This is a genomic window from Vibrio ostreae (assembly GCF_019226825.1).
Taxonomy (GTDB): domain Bacteria; phylum Pseudomonadota; class Gammaproteobacteria; order Enterobacterales; family Vibrionaceae; genus Vibrio; species Vibrio ostreae.
On sequence record NZ_CP076642.1, the window covers coordinates 1,143,493 to 1,163,794 of the forward strand.

Consider the following 20,302-nt stretch of genomic DNA (forward strand, 5'->3'; position numbering starts at 1 on the left):
ACTGATAGAAAGTAACCAAATTTTAGAAGCAAATTTTCAGCGTGAGTGTGAGATAGCTCTATCTGTCTGATGTAAAAGCAATAAAAAACCCCGCGCATGCGGGGTTTGAGAGATCAACGTGCGTTGAGTGATCAGGCACCTTTAAGGTGAACCTGCTCCTCTTTGACGCCAGCTTGTGGGTCGTTGAAACGGGCTTCATCCAGCGCGTTTTCTGATTTCGCCACAATACAGGTCACACAACTGTCGCCGGTAATGTTAACGGCGGTACGAATCATATCCAGCAGACGGTCAACACCCATGATCAGGGCGATACCTTCCAGCGGCAGGCCCACCTGGTTCAGAACCATGGCCAGCATGACCAAACCCACACCCGGAACACCGGCTGTACCGATAGAAGCCAGCGTCGCAGTCAGAATGACGGTCAGGTAGTCACCCATCGACAGGTCAATGTTGAATGCCTGAGCAATGAATGCGGTCGCCACACCCTGCATGATTGCGGTTCCGTCCATGTTGACGGTTGCACCCAGCGGGATAGTGAACGAGGCCACTTTGTTATCGACACCAAAACGGTTTTTCGCTGTCTCCATCGTCACCGGAATGGTGGCATTAGATGATGCGGTTGAGAACGCGAACATGATCGCATCTTCCATTTTTCGGAAGAAAGTGATCGGGCTCAGGCCAGAGAAGCTCTTCAGCATCACGCCGTAAGTCACGAAACCGTGGATAAGCAGTGTCGCCGTCAGAACCACGAAGTACTCCGCCAGGTTCATGATCGCGCCCAGGCCTAAACCTGTGAACAGTTTTGCCATCAGGAAGAACACACCGTAAGGCGCGATGTTCATCAGCAGAGCAACCAGCTTCATGATGACCTCATTCAGGTCTTCAAACAGAGCCGCGATGCGCTCACCCGGCTTACCGGCAGCACTGATAGCGATACCGAACAGAACCGCGAACACGATGACCTGCAGAGTTTTACCTTCTGCCATCGCATTGATAGGGTTTGTCGGGAACATATCGATGATCACCTGACCCAGTGACGGCGCATCGGCAGATTTAAAGCTGCTTGCTGCGGTCAGGTCTGCACCGGAACCAGGCTGGAAAATGGCACCCATAGTCAGAGCCAGCGTGATTGCCACGGCAGTGGTGGTGATATAAAACGCCAGTGTTTTGCCGCCCATGCGGCCCAGCGTTGACAGATCTTTTAGTGAACTTGTTCCGCACACCAGTGACACAAACACCAGTGGCACGACAAGCATTTTCAGGCTGGCAATAAAGATCTTGCCGCCAACGTCAAATAGTCCGTTAACAATATATGCGTCGACAAATCCGTTGTCAGCAAATAGGGCGCGAATCGCAAACCCGGTCAAGATACCCGCGACCATACCCAGAATGACTCTGGCAGTCAGCGACATAGGTTTCTTGGTATTCATTAAGAACACTCCTTATAGTTATCCACTTCGACATCATTTCAAAGCGAGCGGGAGAGTAGCAGCCAGAAGTGAAAATAAAAAAGCAATTTCACAATAATGCCCCCTTTGCGTGATCTGTATCACCTTTGGTGCAGTGTTTTTTACTGGGATATAACAAATAAGCAGTTAAAAAATGCAATTAATCGCCTTCTGTTAACATATAAGTTTAGTAATGCAACAATTTTCACTGCGGGAAAGTGGAGTTTTTTGTCGCCGTTGATTTATTATTAGCTGGTTTATCAGTGGATTGGAGTGCTGATAAAAGCAGCAATCTGCGATTGAAATCGATTGGCATCACTGATTTTGGCTATTTAGCGTATAAAAAGACCTCATCTATTGATGAGGTCGATGTATTTGAGGTGCTTAATCAGGTCGGGTGGCGGGGAGAAGTCGAGCCGCAAGGGAGTGGGCTATACTGTAATACTATCGAGGCTTTCGCTGACCTGATCGGCGTACTGGATAATAGTATTGATATTCGGGCATTGTATATTTCGGTGATGCAGCTGACCACATAGCCGATGGCTTTCGTCACACAGACATTCCATGGTCTGCAACAGGTCCTCAATACGGCTGGTATCGTTGACGGCACTGACCACCAATTCCGAATACTGGCTGCGTAACACCGCCTGCTGTTGGCAAAGTTGTTGGTATTGCGGGCTGTTGATATCCATTATCGCCAATAAATCATCCAGTTGCATCAGCGATAAGTAGAGCTGCTGGGTCAGTGATACCTGTTCCATGGTTTCCTCCTCTGGTTCCCGGCGCGGCTCCCGGATAGGGAGCCGCCTTATATAAGTGTTAACCAGATTTCTGCAGGATGAAAAAATATTTATGTGATCCTCTGGCGCGAAGTTGATACCGCTAAATAGCTATTCCCATATTATCCCCTTCCTACTTGAAGCGGCAGTGGTGTTGGCTGCACTCTAAGTTGTATAGTGACCGGCAGAGGATGGTTTCTCTGTTTACCAATTACAGCAAATCGAGATTGAGATTCGCGGCCGTCTGTTCGCCCATTTCAATCAGTCGATCCAGAATATGTTCGCCATCGGCGCGTAACCCATTGTGTTCATACTGGTTAGTGATCCATGCGCGCGAATTTGCGATTTGGCGTAACGTTTCCCGACTGAGAGCCATGTCGACAAACATATCATCCGCATAGACCGCGCAACTGACCGGAACCCGGTTATGCGCCAGTACCTCCTCTTTATATAGAGGGCCCCAGTCAGTTTTTTCTGCCAGCAGATTAGCGGCTTTACGCAGTGGCTTAAGATTGACGTACTGCTCAAACATCCACGGAAAGACCATTTCTCCGGTGAAAAGAAAAGGCTTGCCCGGCTGATAGTGAAATTCAGCAAAAGCATCGCGCATACGATGGGCGGACCAGCTTGATGCAAAGCCCTGGCAGTAAATCGCTTCATGCAGGATGGCGTAGATAGGATTGGTGTGAAACCCTTGCTCCATCATCATCTGTTGTAGAAACTCGTAGCGCAGGGTGGGTTTACCATCAACCTCAATTAATGCATTTTCCAGACTGAAGTAAGTGGGCATAAACGCGTCACTCATCCCGAAACGAATACCGAGTTGCTGGAATTGCTCGACGGTAAAACGCTGACCATTTGGCAACAGTACTTCGTGATCGTGCAGGTGATCGGCGATGCGTTGACATAACTTCTGCGCCTCGGGAAACTGGGTGAAGAAGGCGGCGTTCTTTTCTTTGGTACGCTGAAAAGTAGCGCGGTAAACGCAGTCGGAATGGCGTGACAATGAAGGTACGCCACCGGTGATATAGCTGCGTAGCAGACTGTCCGGAAACAGCGACAGATACGTTAGGGAGCAGAAGCCGCCAAAGCTTTGGCCTAATATTGCCCAGCGCTCAATCTTCCATTGCTGACGAATGAATTCGGCATCACGCACGATATTGTCGGCGCGGAAGTGACTTAGGTAGTCAGCTTGCTGGCGTGGTTTGAGGCCAGTCAGGGTTTGATGATTGACCATACTGCTCAGCCCGGTACCGCGTTGGTCGAGCAGCAAGACGCGAAACTGCTGCAGAGCACGTTTCATCCAGCCGCTGCTGGCACTGGCGCGAGGCGAAGGAAAGCCTGGCCCGCCCTGAAAGTAAACCAGCCAGGGTTTATTCTCATCACTGCCATTGGCGGCGGTCACCGCACGGGCGAAGATTTGGATTTGAGCCGCTTTCGGTTGCTGGTAGTCCAGAGGGACAGAAAAGGTGTGAGGCGTATAGCGCACGCCAGCTTCCACGAAGCTTTGGGTCGGATACATCATGACGAACCGGGATCCTTGTTGGTCATCGGAATAGAAGACCTAGTATAGCTGAGCACGGTTTTAAGATGCCAATGGCGGATAAAGAAGGCTGAACGGGCGCAAAAAAATGATGCTCTGAGCACAGGCTGCAGAGCATCATGGGGATGTTTGGCGCTACGTTGCTTTCAGTCTAACTTTCTACCGGACCAAAGCGGGTCGCTTCAAAACGGTTCAGAATACGGTGTACAGCGTAGGCAACCGTCAGGGTGATCACGATCGCCCCAAAAATACTGCTGACCCGGTACAGGGCACTGAAGACCAAATCGCCATCCGGAGCCAGGTACTGCCCGAACAGAATGCCTAACGTGGTCATACCGCCGAAACCGGCACCGGATCCACTCGACTCTTTACAGTGCATATAACCAAAAATCATCAGGCCAATCCACAGCAGCGGGATCACGAACAGCAGGGTATCTGACCAGTCATACAGTAAGATTTGGCTTATCAGACCAAAGGTCACACCCATGATTGTACCCATTGCTCGTTTACGTGCGTAACCCATAGCGCCGTTCCAGTGCATCGGAAACAGCATCAGAACCGTGGTGGCCTGGGCAGACAGTGAGTCCTGCAGATCGGCAATCTGAAACACCACAAATGAGAGTGTTGCCATTACCGAGCCCATCAGTGCTTCATGGCGCAGACGGTGCGACTTTTTCGGTTCGGCTGGGCGTGGCGGTGGCTGACGCGGTTCTAGATCCGGAATTAAAAAGGTCACCAGATAGGCAATCAGTACTGACAGGAAACAGGCTACGATGTTATCCGTGATCAGAACATTTAGATCGGTCGTCGGGTAACTGGCAAAATGCAGCATGATACTCAGGTTAATCACACTATTGGCACCAAACAGGAACAGCGGCCCCTTGGACATGCAGGCAAATTTACTCAGGAACAGGAAGAACGCAATGATGGTCATCATGCCCGGGTGACCGCCAAAGAGGCCGCCCAGGATACCGACCTCCAGGCCACACACCACGGCAGAAGCTATCATCTGCCGTGCGGCATGGGCACTGATGACTGGAATCATACCGAGCAGCAGCATTGGGGTAACGGTAAAAAACACCCCGTTATCCCAGCCCATGACTTTATTAAAAGTAAACCCGAGCGTGGCGCCGGTCGCGATACGCAGACACTGGCGCAAATCATTTCCTGATAATGGATGATCCCAAAGTCTCATACCATCTCCCGATTAATAGATGTAGTGCAGGGTGCTGAGAAAGTGGATCTGCGCTTTCGCCAGTAAGTTCAGAACCGGAGATTCTGGCAGCAACTGTACCGTCGCACGTGCACCAGCGGGCAGTTTCTGCAGCTCTTCATCGTGCATGATCAGGTGCAGGCGCATACGCTGCGCATCACGTACCCAGCGGTTTGATGTGGTCGGGGTTGCCAGACGGCCGTCTGCATCAAACTGGCCTGAGCTTACACCTGCGTCAATCGTACCAACTTCAGCAGTGAAAACCCGACCCGGTTTACTGTCGAACGCCACCATTGCCTGGCTGTTGTGACCGAAATGACGCAGGCTCTTTTCGCGAAAGTCCGCAATCACATCCACTTGGTTATCCACCAGTGCCAGCAGCGGGTTACCGGCCGCCGCGTAGGTACCAGTATCCAGTTGCAGGTTGGTTACGATGCCATCATTGTCTGCGATTATTTTGGTATAAGACAGATTGAGCTCTGCCTGAGCCAGTTGGTTTTGCGCGACGCGGATATTGACGTTTTTGTCATCGTCAATGTCACCACGGCTGACTTCCAGTTCTTTCAGACGCGCACGACTTGCCGCCAGGTTGGCTTTAGCCGCGGTCGCGGCACTCAGAGCGTCATCACGTAATTGACGCGATGTCCCGTTACGCAATAACAGCGTGTTTAAACGACGGTATTCACGTTCGCGTTGTTCAAGCACGATTTTAGCGGCATCCACATCGGCTTTGGCGGCGATAATAGAAGCATCCAGCTGATCGTTATCCTGCATGACGCGTTCCAGGTTGAGCTGAGCCTGGTCAACGGCCAGTTGATACTGCTGCGGATCGATCTCGAACAAGATGTCACCTTTGTGCACCACTTGGTTGTTTTCCACGTGAATCGCCGTAATTTGACCGCTGATACGCGGAGCCACTTTAGTCACCACTCGGGTCGCTAAGGCTTGTGGCGTCAACGGCATGGTGAGGTCGGCAATAAGAAAATACGCGAAGACGAAAACAAATCCAATGCAGGAGTATTTGATCCAGCGAGCGAATTTTTGATCGGGTGTCATAGAATTAAATGTCTCTTAAATTGAAGGTTGGTCTGACAGAGTGCTAAGGGCTTCGAGAGCGTTTTCAGAGATCTGTTCCAGGATCTGGCTCAACTTCATCAGCTCATCGTCATTGATTTCGCTCAGCAGCTGGCGGCGGACCTGAAGAATGCGCGTCTCCATTTGCTGAATCAATAAACGGCCTTCATCGGTGAGCGAGATGATGCGTGCCCGTTTGTCGCTTATGCAGTGATGTCTGGTTATCAGTGATTGCTCTTCGAGCTGTTTCAAAGTACGCATTAATGAAGCAAGTTCAATCTCGAGGGAATCCGCCAATTGTTTCTGGCTGATGTTGTCCCCCAGACGCTGTAGCTTCCATAAAGCGGTCCAGCGCGGGTGAGTTAACCCCAAAGGAGACAGTTCGCGATCCGCCACCATCTTCCACAGGCGGGAGACGCGGGCGAGCTTTTCGGCCAGGGTCAATTCATACAGATTGTTGATGTCTTGGATCATAATGGGCCTTAAATACTTAGCAGGCTAAGTAATATAATTTAGTTAGCCTGCTAAGTAAATATTTTGTGAGTAAAATCACAATAAAAAGTAAGACCAATTGGCATGCAGAATAAGTGGTTTGGGCTGAAATCTGGCCGGGGTGATGAATAAGCATTGCTGAAGGGAAATAAAAAAAGCCACGCAGTGCGTGGCTTAATCATCATCGATCAGGTCAATATACGCTTAGTTATGCAGGGAACTTGTGCTTATAAGCGGTTCTTTGGCGCCGCAGCGGTTACAGGTCTGCGCCATAGATATCGAAGTTAAAGTACTTGACCGCAATCTTGTCGTAAGTGCCGTTGGCGCGAATCTCCGCGATCGCTTTGTTAAACTTCTCTGCCAGCGCTTGGTCCTGTTTTCTCAGCGCCAGGGCGGTACCGAAGCCAATGTAGGCCGGATCAGTCACTGCTTCGCCTTTGAACTCAAATCTCTGACCTTCTGGTTTGTCCAGGAACGCCAGGCCAAGTTGATCGGCGTTTGCCATAGTCAGATCCAGGCGACCGTTTTGCAGGTCAATGTAAACTTCATCCTGGCCGCCGTAACGTTTGATCTCTGCCACATCGGCAAATTTGTCCGTGACGTAACGGTCAACGGTGGTACCACGTTGTACACCGATCACCTTACCTTTCAGACCTTCTTTATCAATGGTGAAGGTCGCGTCTTTGCTGGCGGCAAAGCGGGCCGGAGTCTGGTAATACTTGTTGGTAAACAGGACTTTCTTCTTGCGCTCTTCGGTAATACGCATCGACGCCATAATCACGTCAACCTTACGTGCCAGCAGGCTAGGGATCAGGGAATCCCAGCCTTGTGATACCCAGGTACACTCCAGTTGAGCTTGTTTACACAGCGCATCGGCGATTTCGATATCAAAACCGACCGGCTGACCTTCACTGTTTTTGTAGTTAAACGGCGGATAGGTGAAGTCGGATGCCAGGCGAACTTCTTTAGCAAAGCTCGCAGAGCAGAACAGGGTGGCAATACAAGCCAGGCCAACAGCAAATTTTTTCATGAGTAAATTCCTTTTCTGTACATCTATGATTGTGACGAATATTCGTTCAGTGCGGCAACAACTTCCTGCATGCTGTGCTGACTACCTATAGTGATACGCACACAGTCTCTCAGCGCTGGGTCATGACTTTGATTACGGGTCACGATACCTTGCTTGAGCAGATACGCAAACAGAGTTTCTCCGGCGCGAGTGCGCAGCAGGACAAAGTTGGTCGCGGACGGGTAAATTTTTTCAATAAAATCGTACTGACCCAGTTGGCTGATAAACCAATCGCGGGTTTCAATCAGTTGATTGGTTACGGTACGCATTTTATGCAGGCCTTGCTCGGACAGGGCGTCCAGTACGATAGTGGCACTTGAATCCGGCATTGGATACGGTGGAATCAGTTTGGCAACGTATTCCATGACGCTCTCATCGGCGATGATAAAACCGCAGCGTACCGCCGCCAGGCCAAAGGCTTTTGACAGCGTACGGATCACAACCAGGTTCGGGTAACGCGCAATCAGTGCTGCCACGCTCTGGTCAATTTCGAACTCAATATAGGCTTCATCAACCACTACCAGGGCATCTTGCTGCGTGCCTTCCAGAATCTCGATGATCGCTTGTTGCGACAGCGGATTACCGGTCGGGTTGTTTGGTGAGCACAGGAAAACCAGGTTGGCCTGCTTAGCCGCAGCGATAACGCCCTGGGTATCCAACTCAAATGCATCGCCAACCAGCGGTACATGCAAGGTTTCAATCGCCAGTGCATCGGCACAGAATTCATACATGGCATAAGTCGGCGAGCAGACGACGATTTTGTCTTTGCCTGGCTGACAGAAAGTACGGATCAGCAGATCAATCGCTTCATCGGCACCACGCACGGCAACCACAGGTGAAGTGACCTGGCAGTAATCCTGATAAGCCCTGGCAATGTCGTGCGGCAGGAAATCCGGGTAACGGTTGAAATTCTGTGACGATTCACCGTAGTGCACTGCGTGCTCCAGTTCGTTGGCATTCAGCCAGACCCGACCCGCGCCACCAATCCGGCGAGCAGACTGGTAAGGTATTAATTTTTTTATGGCCTCTGGTGCCAGTGTAGATGCGATGGATGACATAAATGCCCTCTGGCTGCTATTATTTAGTCGCATTAAATGATTTTTTATGCTGTTAATTGCATTTAAAGTGATTTTATTTGCAAATTAATCAACAGATGATTCATTCAAACAAAAAGTATTTGTAAAAGGAATCGAAATAAACACATACTAGCCATGATAAAAAATCATGGCTAAAGGCGAACTATGCATCTTCCTTCTACCAAAACCCTGCAGGCCTTTCTGGCCACGGCTGAGTACCTGAATTTTACCCGAGCTGCGGACGCCCTGAATCTGACCCAGGGGGCGATCAGCCGGCAGATCCAGTCGTTGGAAGAGTTGCTGGGAGTAAAACTGTTTTATCGTCATGCGCGCGGGTTGAGCCTCACTCAGCAGGGGTTGAAGTTTGTCCCGCACGCTGAAGATATTTTGCGCCGCTTGCGTATGGCGATTGATGATGTCTCCAGCACGCCGTCGAGTATTAAACTCAATGCGCCGAGCTGTGTGACTTCGTGGTTGCTGCCGCGGCTGATGGCGTTTCAGGAAGCGCATCCTGAAATTGATGTGGCATTGACCTCAACCATTAAGCATCATCCTGAGCCTGACTTTGATCGGTATGACGCGGTAATCCTGTATGGCAAAGCGACTAAGATGCCAAATTTGGTCAGCCAGTTACTGTTTGAAGAGCGGCTGACGCCAATTTGCCGGCCGGAACTGCTTGCCGAAGGGCAGGAGACCTTGTCGTTAGAACAGCTGACCAAAATGACCTGGTTGCATGCTAACAGTGAGCAAAGCGACTGGAAGCTGTGGCTGGCCCATCATGGTCAGCGCGGCTTATCAAGCCGCAGTAACCAGCATTTTTCTACCTTGGACCAGGCGATGAATGCCGCGCAGCAAGGCTTTGGTATTGCCGTGGGGGGATGTAACACTGGCCGCGCAGGATTTGGCGATGCACCGTTTGGTCTCACCTTTTAGTGATGCGGTGCCGTCCGGCTACAACTACTCGATTCTGTTTCCCAAGCAGAGTGATAATCCCATGCTCGATCTGCTCCAGAACTGGCTGGTGGACGGTTATCAGGCGACGTTAAGTTAAACGTGCTGTACGGCGCAGAGGTCGTTTATACCACCGTATCCATGTGTCTCCTTATCGATAAGCACCCGTGTATTCACCCGCGGCGTTATCGTTTTTCTCTATCAGAGTAATAGCCAAAAGCAGCCTGCTTGACCGCTTGAAGAGGGTTATAGTGGCGGGGTCCATTGATAACAGCAGCAGAGGTCATAACTGCCGCTGTTCCAGTCCGCAAAGTGCTGACAGCGAAGCACTGATAGCCGTTTGCTCTTTGCCGGACACATGGTTCGCACTGCCCTATGCCCGTGGTTGTTGCTCGGAAGTGACTATTTCTCCTTGGATGAATATCGTCGTCCGAGCTTGATTAGCGGTGACAGCAGGCTTTTTGCGCCACAGATATTGGCGCTTTAGCTTTTTTAGACGATAAGGCGCAAGCCAATCACCTGGTTGCCGGATAAGCGATTCACTCCATGCTCGCTTATCCGGTTTTTTTTGGTGTTTAGGAAAGTGCTAGAGGTCTGGGTTGAATGTATCGCTGCGGATAAAGTGATCGATCTGGCGCGCGATATAGTCGTTATAGATCATACTGGTGTGGGTAGTGCGGGTTTCAATATGGTCGGTCATGCCATCGATTTTAGTCTCTTCCACCGTGACCGTCCCATCCGACAGCGGCTCATTGCCCATCAGCAAACGGCGCATCCCGATAGGCACAGTTCCCGCAATGCTGCCCAGCTTCTGCGGAAATCGCCACTTATCCTCATGCGCTTGCAGACCATAACGGGCTGAGTTGCCAAGCAAAGCACCCAAACCGAGTTGCTGAATCTTAGCGACGATCGACGCGCCTTGCAGGGGGGAGCCAATCGCCAGCACATGGCTAATCTGTTGTGCTGAAGGCTGACGTGAAGCGAGATAATGTTTAATCATCAAGCCACCCAGACTATGGCCAACCAGAATATTTGTCTGCTTGCAATCGAGTGCTGCATCAATAGCGCGAAACACTTTACCTGCATCGATGGCCACACTGTTGTAACTGAGCACTTGAGTGGTATAGCCGAGTTTGGTGAGACGCTGGCTCAGTGGCTGCATAACCAGGCCATGCATATACAAACCGTGCAATATGATAATTTTCATCGCGAATTCAATGCCAAGGATCAGACAACCAATTTAACCACTGCCAGCACAAAAGGAAAGCACCAACCGAGTGGAGGAACGTGAGCAGGTTGCCGCTAACCAGCAGCATTAACGCATTGAATCAGATTGAAGTCTTGGGTGAAAGGGAAATGATTTTATGGATGGGATGCCAAATAATGACATGAAAGCCGGGGTGAAATTTCGGCTTGGGGAAGAAAATCGGCAGCCGGACCGGGAAGTCCTCAGCTGCCGAAGATAAATAGTCTTATTCAAATCCATTGAATATTCCTTCCATTTTTCTCATGAATATCGGCTTAGCCGTCATCGCGAGCAACGAAACCCTGTTTCACAATCAGATTGCCTGCGCTGTCTTCCGCGACGATTTTCAGCGTGCGTGCAGTTGGTGCGTAGTTTTTGTAAGTCAGCGTACCATCTTCAGAAGTCAGGTAAGTCTGACCTTGAATTTGAACCGGGTAGTTTGCCACAGCCTGACCATTTTGAGTCAGAGATACCGTTGCCAGGTTATCTTGAGTAGCGACATCCATGCTCAGATCGGCAGCCATTGCACCAGCGGCAAAAGTGGTTGAAAGAAGAGTAGCTGTGATGATTGAAGTGACTTTAGTCATGGTTCATTTCCTCTTGATTTAAGTTTGTTGAGCACCGTAGTGCTTGGAAGAAATATTAGATCTACGTCACACTTTTATCGATAAGATAAAGTTGTCCGACTTCTTCAAAAATATCGAACAAATAATCAGCGTTTCTATTTTGCACGATGAAATAATGCCCATGATGAATGCATGTACCATTTGTAATGCAAATGAAAATTAGTTACATTCCTGCCCTGTTTTTGCGAACCACATCATAATAAATTTAATGAAAGCCCCAACAAAACTTCATCCTCTTTGCCTGGCTATTGTTGCCGGGTTAGGTGCGCCAGGATTGGGCACCGCAGCGTTTGCCGCAGATAATGCGACTTCAATCGAGCTTGCCACACAGCCTGTGACTTCTTCTGCCGATGCTGAAACCAGCTCTGCCGATCAAGACACTATGACGGTTTATGGTCGTGCGCTCTCTTTATACCGGGCGAATGAAACCAGCCTGGCGACCAAAACGCCGACCGCGATTGACGACACGCCGCAATCTATTCAGGTATTGCCGCAACAACTGATCGAAGATCAGGGCGCGCGTCAGATAACGGATCTGTATCGCTCTGTCAGTGGTGTCAGCCAGTATTCCTATTCCGGGGTGACGTTCCGCGGTTTTCGTCAGGATGAAATTCTTTATGATGGTGTGCGCGGAGATCCGTTTAACGGCTTTGCCATTCCACAACTGTTTAATATCGAACGGGTGGAAGTGCTGAAAGGTCCGTCCTCTGCTGTGATGGGCAGTGGCGAACCGGGCGGGGTGATGAACTACGTCACCAAGAAACCGGCTTATACTACCCAGCGCCGTGTTTCTGTGACGGCGGGCAACCAGGAGTTTGTCAGTGGCGGCGTTGAGCTGTCGGGGCCGGTTAACGATGATGCCAGCCAGCGCTATCGTGTGGCGATTTACCAGGATCATGAAAATCCGTCCCGCACTAATACTGATGTACGCAACCGCATCATTGATCTTGGTTACAGCTGGGACATGAGCGAAGACAGCACGGTCACGGCCCAGTTCACCGATATTATCCAGCATTACGGCGGTGCCCGTCTGCGTGGTATCCCGACCGATGATGCGGGTAACTTTCTGGCTGACATCGACTGGAACGCTAACGAAGCGTCCGATTTTCAGGATCTGGAAGCGCAGGTATATCAGTTGCGTCTTGACCACAGCTTCAACGACTGGCTGAGCGGTGATGTAACGTTGCGTTACTACGAAAACAGTGAAGATCAGAAATACCATGAGCCGAACGGGCTGGAAGATACCGATGGTGATGGCGTGGCTGACTGGAGCAAGCGTCAGTTCCGCGATCAGGTTCGCGATAATAAAGCAGGTTCGGTATCGGCGAATCTCGTTGCGCTACTGGGTGATCACACCCTGCTGTTTGGCGGAGACTACTACCGCATTGATGAAGACTATGTCTATTACCGCGCCAAAAGTGTGGGTGGCCTGAGTCTGACCAATCCGGTGTATGGTGCTGACACTTCCGCTTATACCTTAAGTTTGTCTAAACAGACCGATTCACGCTCTGAACGTTATGGCGCCTATGCGCAAGATCAATGGCAGATTAGCGAGCAGTGGAATGTGTTGGCCGGACTGCGCATTGACGGCTTTAAGGATGAAGTGAACGACATCAAGAACTCGACCGAAGATCACTATACCGGTTCTGGCATGTCCTACCGTCTGGGGTCGACTTACAAAATCAACCCGCAATGGCACCCGTATGCCGTGGTCGCGACCGGATTTGTCCCGCAGGATGCCGCGGATCAGGCGTCGTCTAACGGTGGTCCGTTTGATCCGGAAGAAAGCCTGATGTTTGAAACCGGGGTCCGCAGTTACTGGTTCGATAATGCCCTAAACGTCAATCTGGCGCTGTACCATATTACTAAAGAGAACATTCTCCAGGCAGACCCGGATGACGATACACGCTCAGTGGCGTTTGGCAAGGTGCGCAGCCAGGGTGTGGAAGTGGATATGCTGGCCGATGTCACTGATAACTGGACTGCGAATCTGAGCTATGCCTACAACGATACCCGGGTCAAAGAGGCTTACGATGGTATCAGCGGCACAGTGGGAACCCGCTTTGCGAACGCGCCGCACCATCAGTTGGGGCTATGGACCCGTTACGATCTGACGGCGATCGATTCGTCGGTGGGTTTCGGCGCCGACCATGTCAGCGAGCAGTACAACCAGAGCGGCCAGATAGTCAAAGCGTATACTGTGTTTGATGCTTCCTGGCAGACACGCTGGCAGGATTGGCTGTTCCAGCTCAACGTAAAGAACTTGTTTGATAAGAAGTATGCCGTCAGTGGCTTTATCGATCGTACCGGACATTTCCCGGGCGAGCAGCGTCGGGTTTATCTGACCGCAAGCTACGATTTTTAACCTAAGTCCGGCATTAGCCGGACTTTTTTGTGGCTCATTAAGAGTAAGTTAAGTGAGTAACTAAAAATAATTCTCACTGCAATTTTCGTTTCATCTGAAGTCGAAATCAGTACAATCGAGAGCAGCATTAAGGTGCTGATGATCACGAAAATTAGGAAATAGATATGAAATGGTCTTGTTGGATAGCACGTAGTCTGGTGCTAATGGGATGTTGGGTGAGCTTTATGGCCTCTGCCGTGACCGTGACGGACAGTCACGGTGAATTCACCTTAGATTATGTACCGCAGCGCGTTGTCACGCTGGAGTTTTCTTTTGTTGATGCTCTGGCGGCGGTGGATGTCAGCCCGGTCGGGATTGCCGATGATAATGACCCCAATCGCCTGCTGCCTGCGGTACGCGATAAGCTAGCGCAGTGGACATCGGTTGGTACCCGCTCCCAGCCAAGCCTGGAAGTGATTGCGTCGCTCAAACCGGATCTGATTATTGCTGATGTCGATCGTCATTCATCGGTGTACCGTGATTTGCAGAAAATTGCGCCGACGCTGCTGCTGCCTTCACGCCGCGAAACCTATCAGGATAACCTCAAATCAGCAGCGATTATTGGTCAAGTGCTGGGTAAAGATAAGCAGATGCAGCAACGTCTGGCTGAGCACCAGCAGACCATGCAAGGTTACGCCAGGCAGTTGTCGACACTTAAACAGCCTGTGGTGCAGTTTGGTGTCGCGCGTGAAAACGGTTTTTACGCTCACTCAGCGGACTCTTACGCTGGCGGTGTGATTCACGCTCTGGGCCTCGATTCTCCGGCCGGACTGAAAAACGAAAATGCGTCGCGTCAGATCAGTCTGGAACAACTGCTGGCACTCAACCCCGGTTATCTGGTGGTAGGAGATTACACCCAAAACAGCATCATTACCCGTTGGGAAAAGCAACCGTTGTGGAAACTGTTGTATGCAGTGCGCGCCAAGCATCTGCTGCACGTTGACGGCAACCTGTGGGCGCGTTGCCGCGGTATCCTGGCGGCGGAATATATGGCGGCCGATCTGGTTAAACTGGTTAACGCCTGATGAGCCGGGCTGACAAGCTAAAACAGACGAGCGTGGTTGCCACGCTCGTTGTGTTTTTATTGCTGGTTGCCTGGTGGGCGCTGTTTGCCTTTTCGGCGGTGCCGGTCTCGGGCGCTGCAGCTCTGACGGCCTTGTGGGCGCCGGATGAGCAGGTGATGTCGCACATGATTGTGCGCGAAATTCGTCTGCCAAGGGTGCTGGAGGCAGCACTGGTTGGTGCGAGTCTGGCCTGCGCCGGCGCCTTAATGCAGGGGCTGACCCGTAATCCGCTGGCGTCACCGAGCCTGTTTGGCGTCAATGCCGGCGCGGCACTGGGTATGGCGCTGGTCAGCACCGTATTTGCAGCGTCTTCAGCTCTGACGACTCCGGTGGCGGCTATGATCGGCGGATTCACGGCTTGGGGGTTAGTGATGCTGCTTGGCGGCGCCTGGAAAATGGGCTCAGAGCGCGGTCAGCTGGTTTTGGCCGGGATTGCAATTTCAGCCCTGTGTGGCGCGCTGACCAAAGCCAGCGTCATTCTGGAAGAAGATCAGGCCGCCAGTGTGATGGCCTGGCTGGCGGGCTCGTTTGCTCATGTCAGCTGGGATACCTGGCAGATGAGCTGGCCGGGCCTGAGCGCAGCGTTGGTGCTCAGTATGCTGCTGGCTCCCAAGGTTAACGTGCTGGCGATGGGCGATGAGCGGGTCAAAAGCTTAGGCGTTAATCTGACTCTGCTGCGGGTGCTGATTGGCCTGGCAGTGCTGGTGCTGGTTGGCTTGTGTGTCAGCACGGTCGGAGCGATCGCTTTTGTCGGCCTGATTGTGCCGCATATGGCGCGTTTACTGGTGGGCTATGATCACCGGCGTCTGTTGCCGGTGGTAATGCTGATTGGTGCGATGCTGACCCTGCTGGCCGATATCATCAGCCGGGCGGTGGTGTTTCCGACCGAAACACCGGCCGGTGCTGTTCTGGCACTGATCGGTGCACCTTGCTTTCTGTATCTGGTGAGAAATCGCGCATGAATTCCTTAATCAAAACGCAATGCCTGCTGCTGGGCGGGATTGTTGTGCTGTCCGTGGCCAGCCTGAGTCTTGGCGCGGTACATATTCCGTTACCGCAGGTGTGGGACGGTCTGTTTCCCGGCAGTGAGCACTATTTCACCATTCATGATTATCGCCTGCCACGGATTGTCATCGCGATTCTGGTTGGTGCTATGCTGGCCAGCGCCGGGGTACTGATCCAGGGCGTGATTCGTAACCCGCTGGCATCGCCGGATATTCTCGGTGTCAGCCATGGCGCTGGTTTGGCGGCGGTGGCCCTGATGACCTTATGGCCGACGGTGTCGGTCTACTGGCTGCCGCTGGCCGCTTTGTGTGGCGGTATGGCCTCGGCACTGGTGCTGGCTTTGGTGTGCGGCGGCAAGACCACTCCGGTCAAACTGGCCATCACAGGTGTCGCGTTGGCTGCTTTGTACGGCAGTGGAATTGACTTTCTTATCCTGACCCAGCCACTGGAAATCAACAATGCTCTGCTGTGGCTGACCGGCAGTTTATGGGGACGCGGCTGGGATCAGCTCACTTTGTTGTGGCCATGGTGGGCCGCGTTGCCTGTCATGCTGTGGCTCAGTCACGCCCTGAATCTGCTCACTCTGGGCGATGAACGTGCGCTCAGCCTCGGTATTTCGGTCAACCGGGTACGCGCTGCGGCGCTGCTGGTGGCAGTGATCTGGACTTCGGCGGCGGTTGCCGTGTGCGGACCGATCAGTTTCCTTGGACTGGTGGCACCGCATCTGGCACGGCAACTGGTCGGCGGGCGGCATCAGAACTTACTGCCGACCGCGATGCTGGTGGGGGCTTTGCTGCTGCTGGTCGCTGACCTGGCGGCGCGCATCATTGCTCCGCCCCTTGAGCTGCCGGCCGGCATTATGACGGCTATTATCGGCGCGCCCTACTTTTTATACCTGCTAACTAAGATGAGATAACCGATGCGTTTAAGTACTGAAAATCTGACTGTCGGCTACGGCAAAGGCCCGATCGTGAAAGGGGTCGATGTCGATATTCCGGCGGGTAAAATAACCGCACTGCTCGGCCCGAATGGTTGCGGAAAATCGACCTTGCTCAAGACGTTGTCGCGCATTCTCAAAGCGCAGAGCGGGCAGGTATTATGGCAGGGTGAACCGATTGAACAGGTGGCATCGCGTACGTTGGCGCAGCATCTGGCGTTGCTGCCGCAGTCACAGGAGCCGCCGGAAGGCGTGACAGTGCGTGAGGCGGTGGCTTACGGGCGCAGTCCTTACACCGGTTTCTGGGGCCAGCTCTCGGCCCAAGACAAGCAGATAGTCGAGCAGGCGATGCAGGCGACCGGTGTTGCTTCTTTTGCGGATAAAGCGGTGTCAGATCTGTCCGGTGGTCAGCGCCAGCGGGTCTGGCTGGCACTCACCCTGGCGCAGGACACCGATTTTATTCTGCTGGATGAGCCGACCACGTACCTCGATATCAACCATCAGGTTGAACTAATGAAGCTGATGCGCAGCTTAAATCAGCAGGGCAAAACCATTGTCACTGTGTTGCATGATATTAATCAGGCCTGTCGTTACTGCGATCATCTGATCGTAATGCAGGACGGACACATAGTCAGTGAAGGCCGTCCGGCGCAGGTAATGACCCCGCAATTGTTGGCCAGTGTGTTTGAGCTGGATGCGGAAATCCATCAGGACCCGATCGCTGGCACACCGATGTGTGTGGTGCGCTGATCACGGCAACAGGCGACAAGGCGAGCGCCGTTTCCGATGCCGGTGTGGTGGACGGTGGATTGTCAGTGGCGGCTGCTTTTTGAACTGGCGGACACTATCACTGCGGCTGCCACGCAGGGCGCTCGGGTCAAATGGTATCTATGAGAGCAACACAGGTTACAGGCTGTACCAGACGATCATCGCACTGCACACCAGATACATCATCCCGATATAGCGCCAGTTTGCGTTCAGCAGCGCTTTGGTGCCCACTGCATAGCGTGATTGGATACTGAGCTGAATACCGGAAAACGGCGACAGAGTGATGCCCAGCGACCAGCCCATCAGCAGCGTCATGCCGAGCAGATTCGGGTCGCTGACCGAAGGGGCAAGGATACTGCCTGCCAGTACCACACTGGTGACCGGATGCATGCCGGTCATCGCCAGAACAATCAGTACGAGTACCGTAATACAGGCTTCAAAGGCGCCGAAATGGGCTGGTGCGAGCTGAATATCCAGCGCCATCAGCGTCGCCGCGACACCGGAGGCCAGCATCGCTGCGGCGGCAAACAGCACCACTTCGCCACACGAACTGGCGATACCGACATTAATGTGATTGCGCGCGATGCGCACACCAGGTTTGCCCTTTTTCAACAGCAGCCAGCCAGCGGTAAAGGTAATCGCGGTCAGGGTGACTAATGACAGCACGCTGACGTGCGGAAACAGCTCATGGGCGCTTATCACGATCACCGCCAGCAGGGCCGGCATCCATAGTGAATACAGGGTGACCGGATAACCGGCCAGTGAATCGCTGTCAGGCTGACGCCAGATGTGCCAGGCACTCAGGCCAAGGGCAACTAAGGCTACCGGAATACCGTAGGCGACCAGAGTACTGAGCTGGGCACCGGGCGCACTGATCAGCGCCAGACCCATGGAAGCGAAAAACGGTGACCAGAATGCACAGGCGGCAAATGCCCGCAGCAGCACCAGCCCCTGGGTGGTGGAAAGCCTACCCTGAGCGGCGATCTTATCGCCGACAATGATCACTGAAGACATATTAAGGACGGAGCCAAACAGATGGGTTCCAAACAAAGTACGCAGCAGGGCGGATTTACCTTGCGGCAGCGTTTCGCCGCTGCGTACACTTTGCACCGCAAAAATGCGCAGAAAGCCGACCCCGATCAGCATGGTGACCACGTTCTGGTTTGCTTCCAGCGCTTTGCGGACATACAGCATATCGGCACCGTGGCTCATGCCGTAAATCAGGCCGGCCAGACCAATCACCAGCAGCAGGACAATCTGTTTTTTTTGCGCGGGCTTAATATAAGGAATAAACAGAGCGGCGGCGATCCAGATAGGTACGCCGGCCCAATAGCCGCTGATAAGCCCGGTCATCTGGGCACAAAGAGAGATTACCAGGCTGATCATCAGCAGCCAGCCGCCGGAAGCGGCGATAAAAGGCGTCATAGCGTTCTTAATGTGATTGAGTGCGGAAAGTCGGGAGAATAAGAGACCTGGTGTCTGAATCCGGCTTCGTGTTTGCAGTCGTTGAAGCTTAAATTAGGATGGTGATCAAAACTTCAACAACGAATGTGATCATTATCAAAGCTTTTTAAGTTACGCAATAGTCAAGGGCTGAATTTTAAGCAAGGTATTGCGCAAAAGTTTAGCAGCATCAGAGCGGATAGGCGAAATGCCCGTGGGAAAGTCAGCGCTCCGTCAGCCGCGTAGGCAGGTCTGAAAGTAAATCACTTCATTGCTCGCCAGTCGGTAAATGGTGGCCGGTTTGCCCCCTTTGCCTTTGCAGGACGCGGCGATTTTATTGGCGCTGACAATCACTCCGGTATCGATCAGGCGGCGTTTGACCGTCATGCGGTTCATTTCCACTCCGAATTTAGCGTAGGCTTCGATGATGTCGGCGACCAGAAACTCTTTTTCCAGCGAAAACAGCACCACCGAGGTGTACTCCACGGCGGCCCGCAGTTTTTTCCACGCATGCTGAATTTGCGCCACATGGTCAAAGGCCAGCTCTTTCTCGCCGCGCAGCAGCGGGGCTAAATCAAACCAGCCCGCGCGCTCACTGTCGATACCAAAGTCTTCAATCTGACGCACATTGGACGGGTTGAGCAGGGCGTAATGGGAGATGCTCACACTCCAGCCGTCCGGGTCGCGTTTCGGGTTACCGTCTACCAGAGGGTCACTGATGAAGTTGGGAAAGGTGTGCACTTTCTGGCGGCAGATCCGGCGCCGGGCGGATTCAAAATCCTCATCGGCCGGTTCGCCGCCGGATGCCGTCATGTCTTCATCGTACACCAGGCCGCCCGGTACCGCCCATTTGCCGCAATCCGGGCGATTGGGGTTGCGGCGCTTGACCAGCAGGGTTTGGATCCCTTGTGGCGCAAGACGGAGACAAATCATATCTATGGTGACGATCATATTAGCTTTCCTGGCAAACAACGAGTCACATTCTAGGCAAGCGCGACGGCGTGGTCAAATGTAAATAACCAATTGTGACAAACTGATTTTGTCCAAATGCTCAGGGCGCTTTTTACTGGTTAAAGGGCTGTAAATAGGCGGGTTCCTCTGCTTAACCATCTAAGTTTATGGATATGAATGGCTGCAGGGTTTGTCACAAAAGTTGACAAACAG

17 protein-coding genes and 1 pseudogene are annotated in these 20,302 nt (G+C 52.3%); 6 read left to right on the forward strand and 12 right to left on the reverse strand.

Features of this window, described 5'->3' with window-relative positions:
* Positions 1-131 precede the first annotated feature (131 nt).
* From KNV97_RS04935 to hisC, 8 genes are all read right to left on the reverse strand, one after another.
* Complete coding sequence (locus KNV97_RS04935; protein WP_218561678.1) at positions 132-1,430, reverse strand: dicarboxylate/amino acid:cation symporter; 1,299 nt, start codon at positions 1,428-1,430, stop codon at positions 132-134.
* Between the two features lie 449 nt (positions 1,431-1,879).
* On the reverse strand, positions 1,880-2,209 hold the full coding sequence (locus tag KNV97_RS04940) for a hypothetical protein (RefSeq protein ID WP_218561679.1): 330 nt from the start codon (positions 2,207-2,209) through the stop codon (positions 1,880-1,882).
* A 229-nt stretch (positions 2,210-2,438) separates the two neighbouring features.
* Positions 2,439-3,752, reverse strand: coding sequence for an alpha/beta fold hydrolase (locus KNV97_RS04945; RefSeq protein WP_218561680.1), 1,314 nt, complete (start codon positions 3,750-3,752; stop codon positions 2,439-2,441).
* A 169-nt stretch (positions 3,753-3,921) separates the two neighbouring features.
* Entirely contained in the window at positions 3,922-4,965 is a 1,044-nt protein-coding gene (locus KNV97_RS04950) for a DUF2955 domain-containing protein (RefSeq protein ID WP_218561681.1), read from the reverse strand.
* Between the two features lie 12 nt (positions 4,966-4,977).
* On the reverse strand, positions 4,978-6,039 hold the full coding sequence (locus KNV97_RS04955) for an HlyD family secretion protein (RefSeq protein WP_218561682.1): 1,062 nt from the start codon (positions 6,037-6,039) through the stop codon (positions 4,978-4,980).
* A 15-nt stretch (positions 6,040-6,054) separates the two neighbouring features.
* Complete coding sequence (gene slyA / locus KNV97_RS04960; RefSeq protein WP_136487044.1) at positions 6,055-6,531, reverse strand: transcriptional regulator SlyA; 477 nt, start codon at positions 6,529-6,531, stop codon at positions 6,055-6,057.
* Between the two features lie 274 nt (positions 6,532-6,805).
* Positions 6,806-7,579, reverse strand: a complete 774-nt coding sequence (locus KNV97_RS04965; RefSeq protein ID WP_218561683.1) for an ABC transporter substrate-binding protein — start codon at positions 7,577-7,579, stop codon at positions 6,806-6,808.
* Between the two features lie 23 nt (positions 7,580-7,602).
* Positions 7,603-8,676, reverse strand: a complete 1,074-nt coding sequence (gene hisC / locus KNV97_RS04970) for a histidinol-phosphate transaminase (protein WP_136487046.1) — start codon at positions 8,674-8,676, stop codon at positions 7,603-7,605.
* Positions 8,677-8,859: 183 nt separating this feature from the next.
* On the opposite strand from hisC, the pseudogene KNV97_RS04975 reads away from it, so the two are divergent.
* Positions 8,860-9,745: pseudogene (locus KNV97_RS04975) on the forward strand (LysR substrate-binding domain-containing protein).
* Positions 9,746-10,231: 486 nt separating this feature from the next.
* Here the strand turns inward: KNV97_RS04975 and KNV97_RS04980 are convergent.
* Together KNV97_RS04980 and KNV97_RS04985 are read right to left on the reverse strand one after the other, a co-directional pair.
* The gene (locus KNV97_RS04980; RefSeq protein ID WP_136487048.1) at positions 10,232-10,852 is read right to left on the reverse strand and encodes a PGAP1-like alpha/beta domain-containing protein; all 621 of its coding nucleotides are present in this window, start codon (positions 10,850-10,852) and stop codon (positions 10,232-10,234) included.
* A 314-nt stretch (positions 10,853-11,166) separates the two neighbouring features.
* The gene (locus tag KNV97_RS04985; RefSeq protein WP_218561684.1) at positions 11,167-11,478 is read right to left on the reverse strand and encodes a hypothetical protein; all 312 of its coding nucleotides are present in this window, start codon (positions 11,476-11,478) and stop codon (positions 11,167-11,169) included.
* Positions 11,479-11,725: 247 nt separating this feature from the next.
* Here KNV97_RS04985 and KNV97_RS04990 point away from each other — a divergent pair, with 247 nt between their 5' ends.
* The 5 genes from KNV97_RS04990 to fecE all read left to right on the forward strand — a co-directional run bounded on the left by KNV97_RS04990 (position 11,726) and on the right by fecE (position 17,677).
* A complete protein-coding gene (locus tag KNV97_RS04990; RefSeq protein ID WP_218561685.1) occupies positions 11,726-13,882 on the forward strand; it encodes a TonB-dependent siderophore receptor in 2,157 nt (718 codons plus the stop codon).
* A gap of 164 nt (positions 13,883-14,046) precedes the next feature.
* A complete protein-coding gene (locus KNV97_RS04995) occupies positions 14,047-14,946 on the forward strand; it encodes a Fe(3+) dicitrate ABC transporter substrate-binding protein (protein ID WP_218561686.1) in 900 nt (299 codons plus the stop codon).
* On the forward strand, positions 14,946-15,947 hold the full coding sequence (locus tag KNV97_RS05000) for an iron chelate uptake ABC transporter family permease subunit (protein WP_218561687.1): 1,002 nt from the start codon (positions 14,946-14,948) through the stop codon (positions 15,945-15,947). The genes KNV97_RS04995 and KNV97_RS05000 overlap by 1 nt, the downstream gene beginning before the upstream one ends.
* A complete protein-coding gene (fecD, locus tag KNV97_RS05005; protein ID WP_218561688.1) occupies positions 15,944-16,906 on the forward strand; it encodes a Fe(3+) dicitrate ABC transporter permease subunit FecD in 963 nt (320 codons plus the stop codon). The genes KNV97_RS05000 and fecD overlap by 4 nt, the downstream gene beginning before the upstream one ends.
* 3 nt (positions 16,907-16,909) lie before the next feature.
* The gene (gene fecE, locus KNV97_RS05010; protein WP_218561689.1) at positions 16,910-17,677 is read left to right on the forward strand and encodes a Fe(3+) dicitrate ABC transporter ATP-binding protein FecE; all 768 of its coding nucleotides are present in this window, start codon (positions 16,910-16,912) and stop codon (positions 17,675-17,677) included.
* A 156-nt stretch (positions 17,678-17,833) separates the two neighbouring features.
* Here the strand turns inward: fecE and KNV97_RS05015 are convergent, their stop codons facing one another.
* Positions 17,834-19,120: a hypothetical protein gene (locus KNV97_RS05015; protein ID WP_218561690.1), complete on the reverse strand. Its 1,287-nt coding sequence runs from the start codon at positions 19,118-19,120 to the stop codon at positions 17,834-17,836.
* 252 nt (positions 19,121-19,372) lie between these two features.
* The gene (locus KNV97_RS05020; protein ID WP_136487056.1) at positions 19,373-20,089 is read right to left on the reverse strand and encodes an NUDIX hydrolase; all 717 of its coding nucleotides are present in this window, start codon (positions 20,087-20,089) and stop codon (positions 19,373-19,375) included.
* Positions 20,090-20,302: the final 213 nt, after the last annotated feature.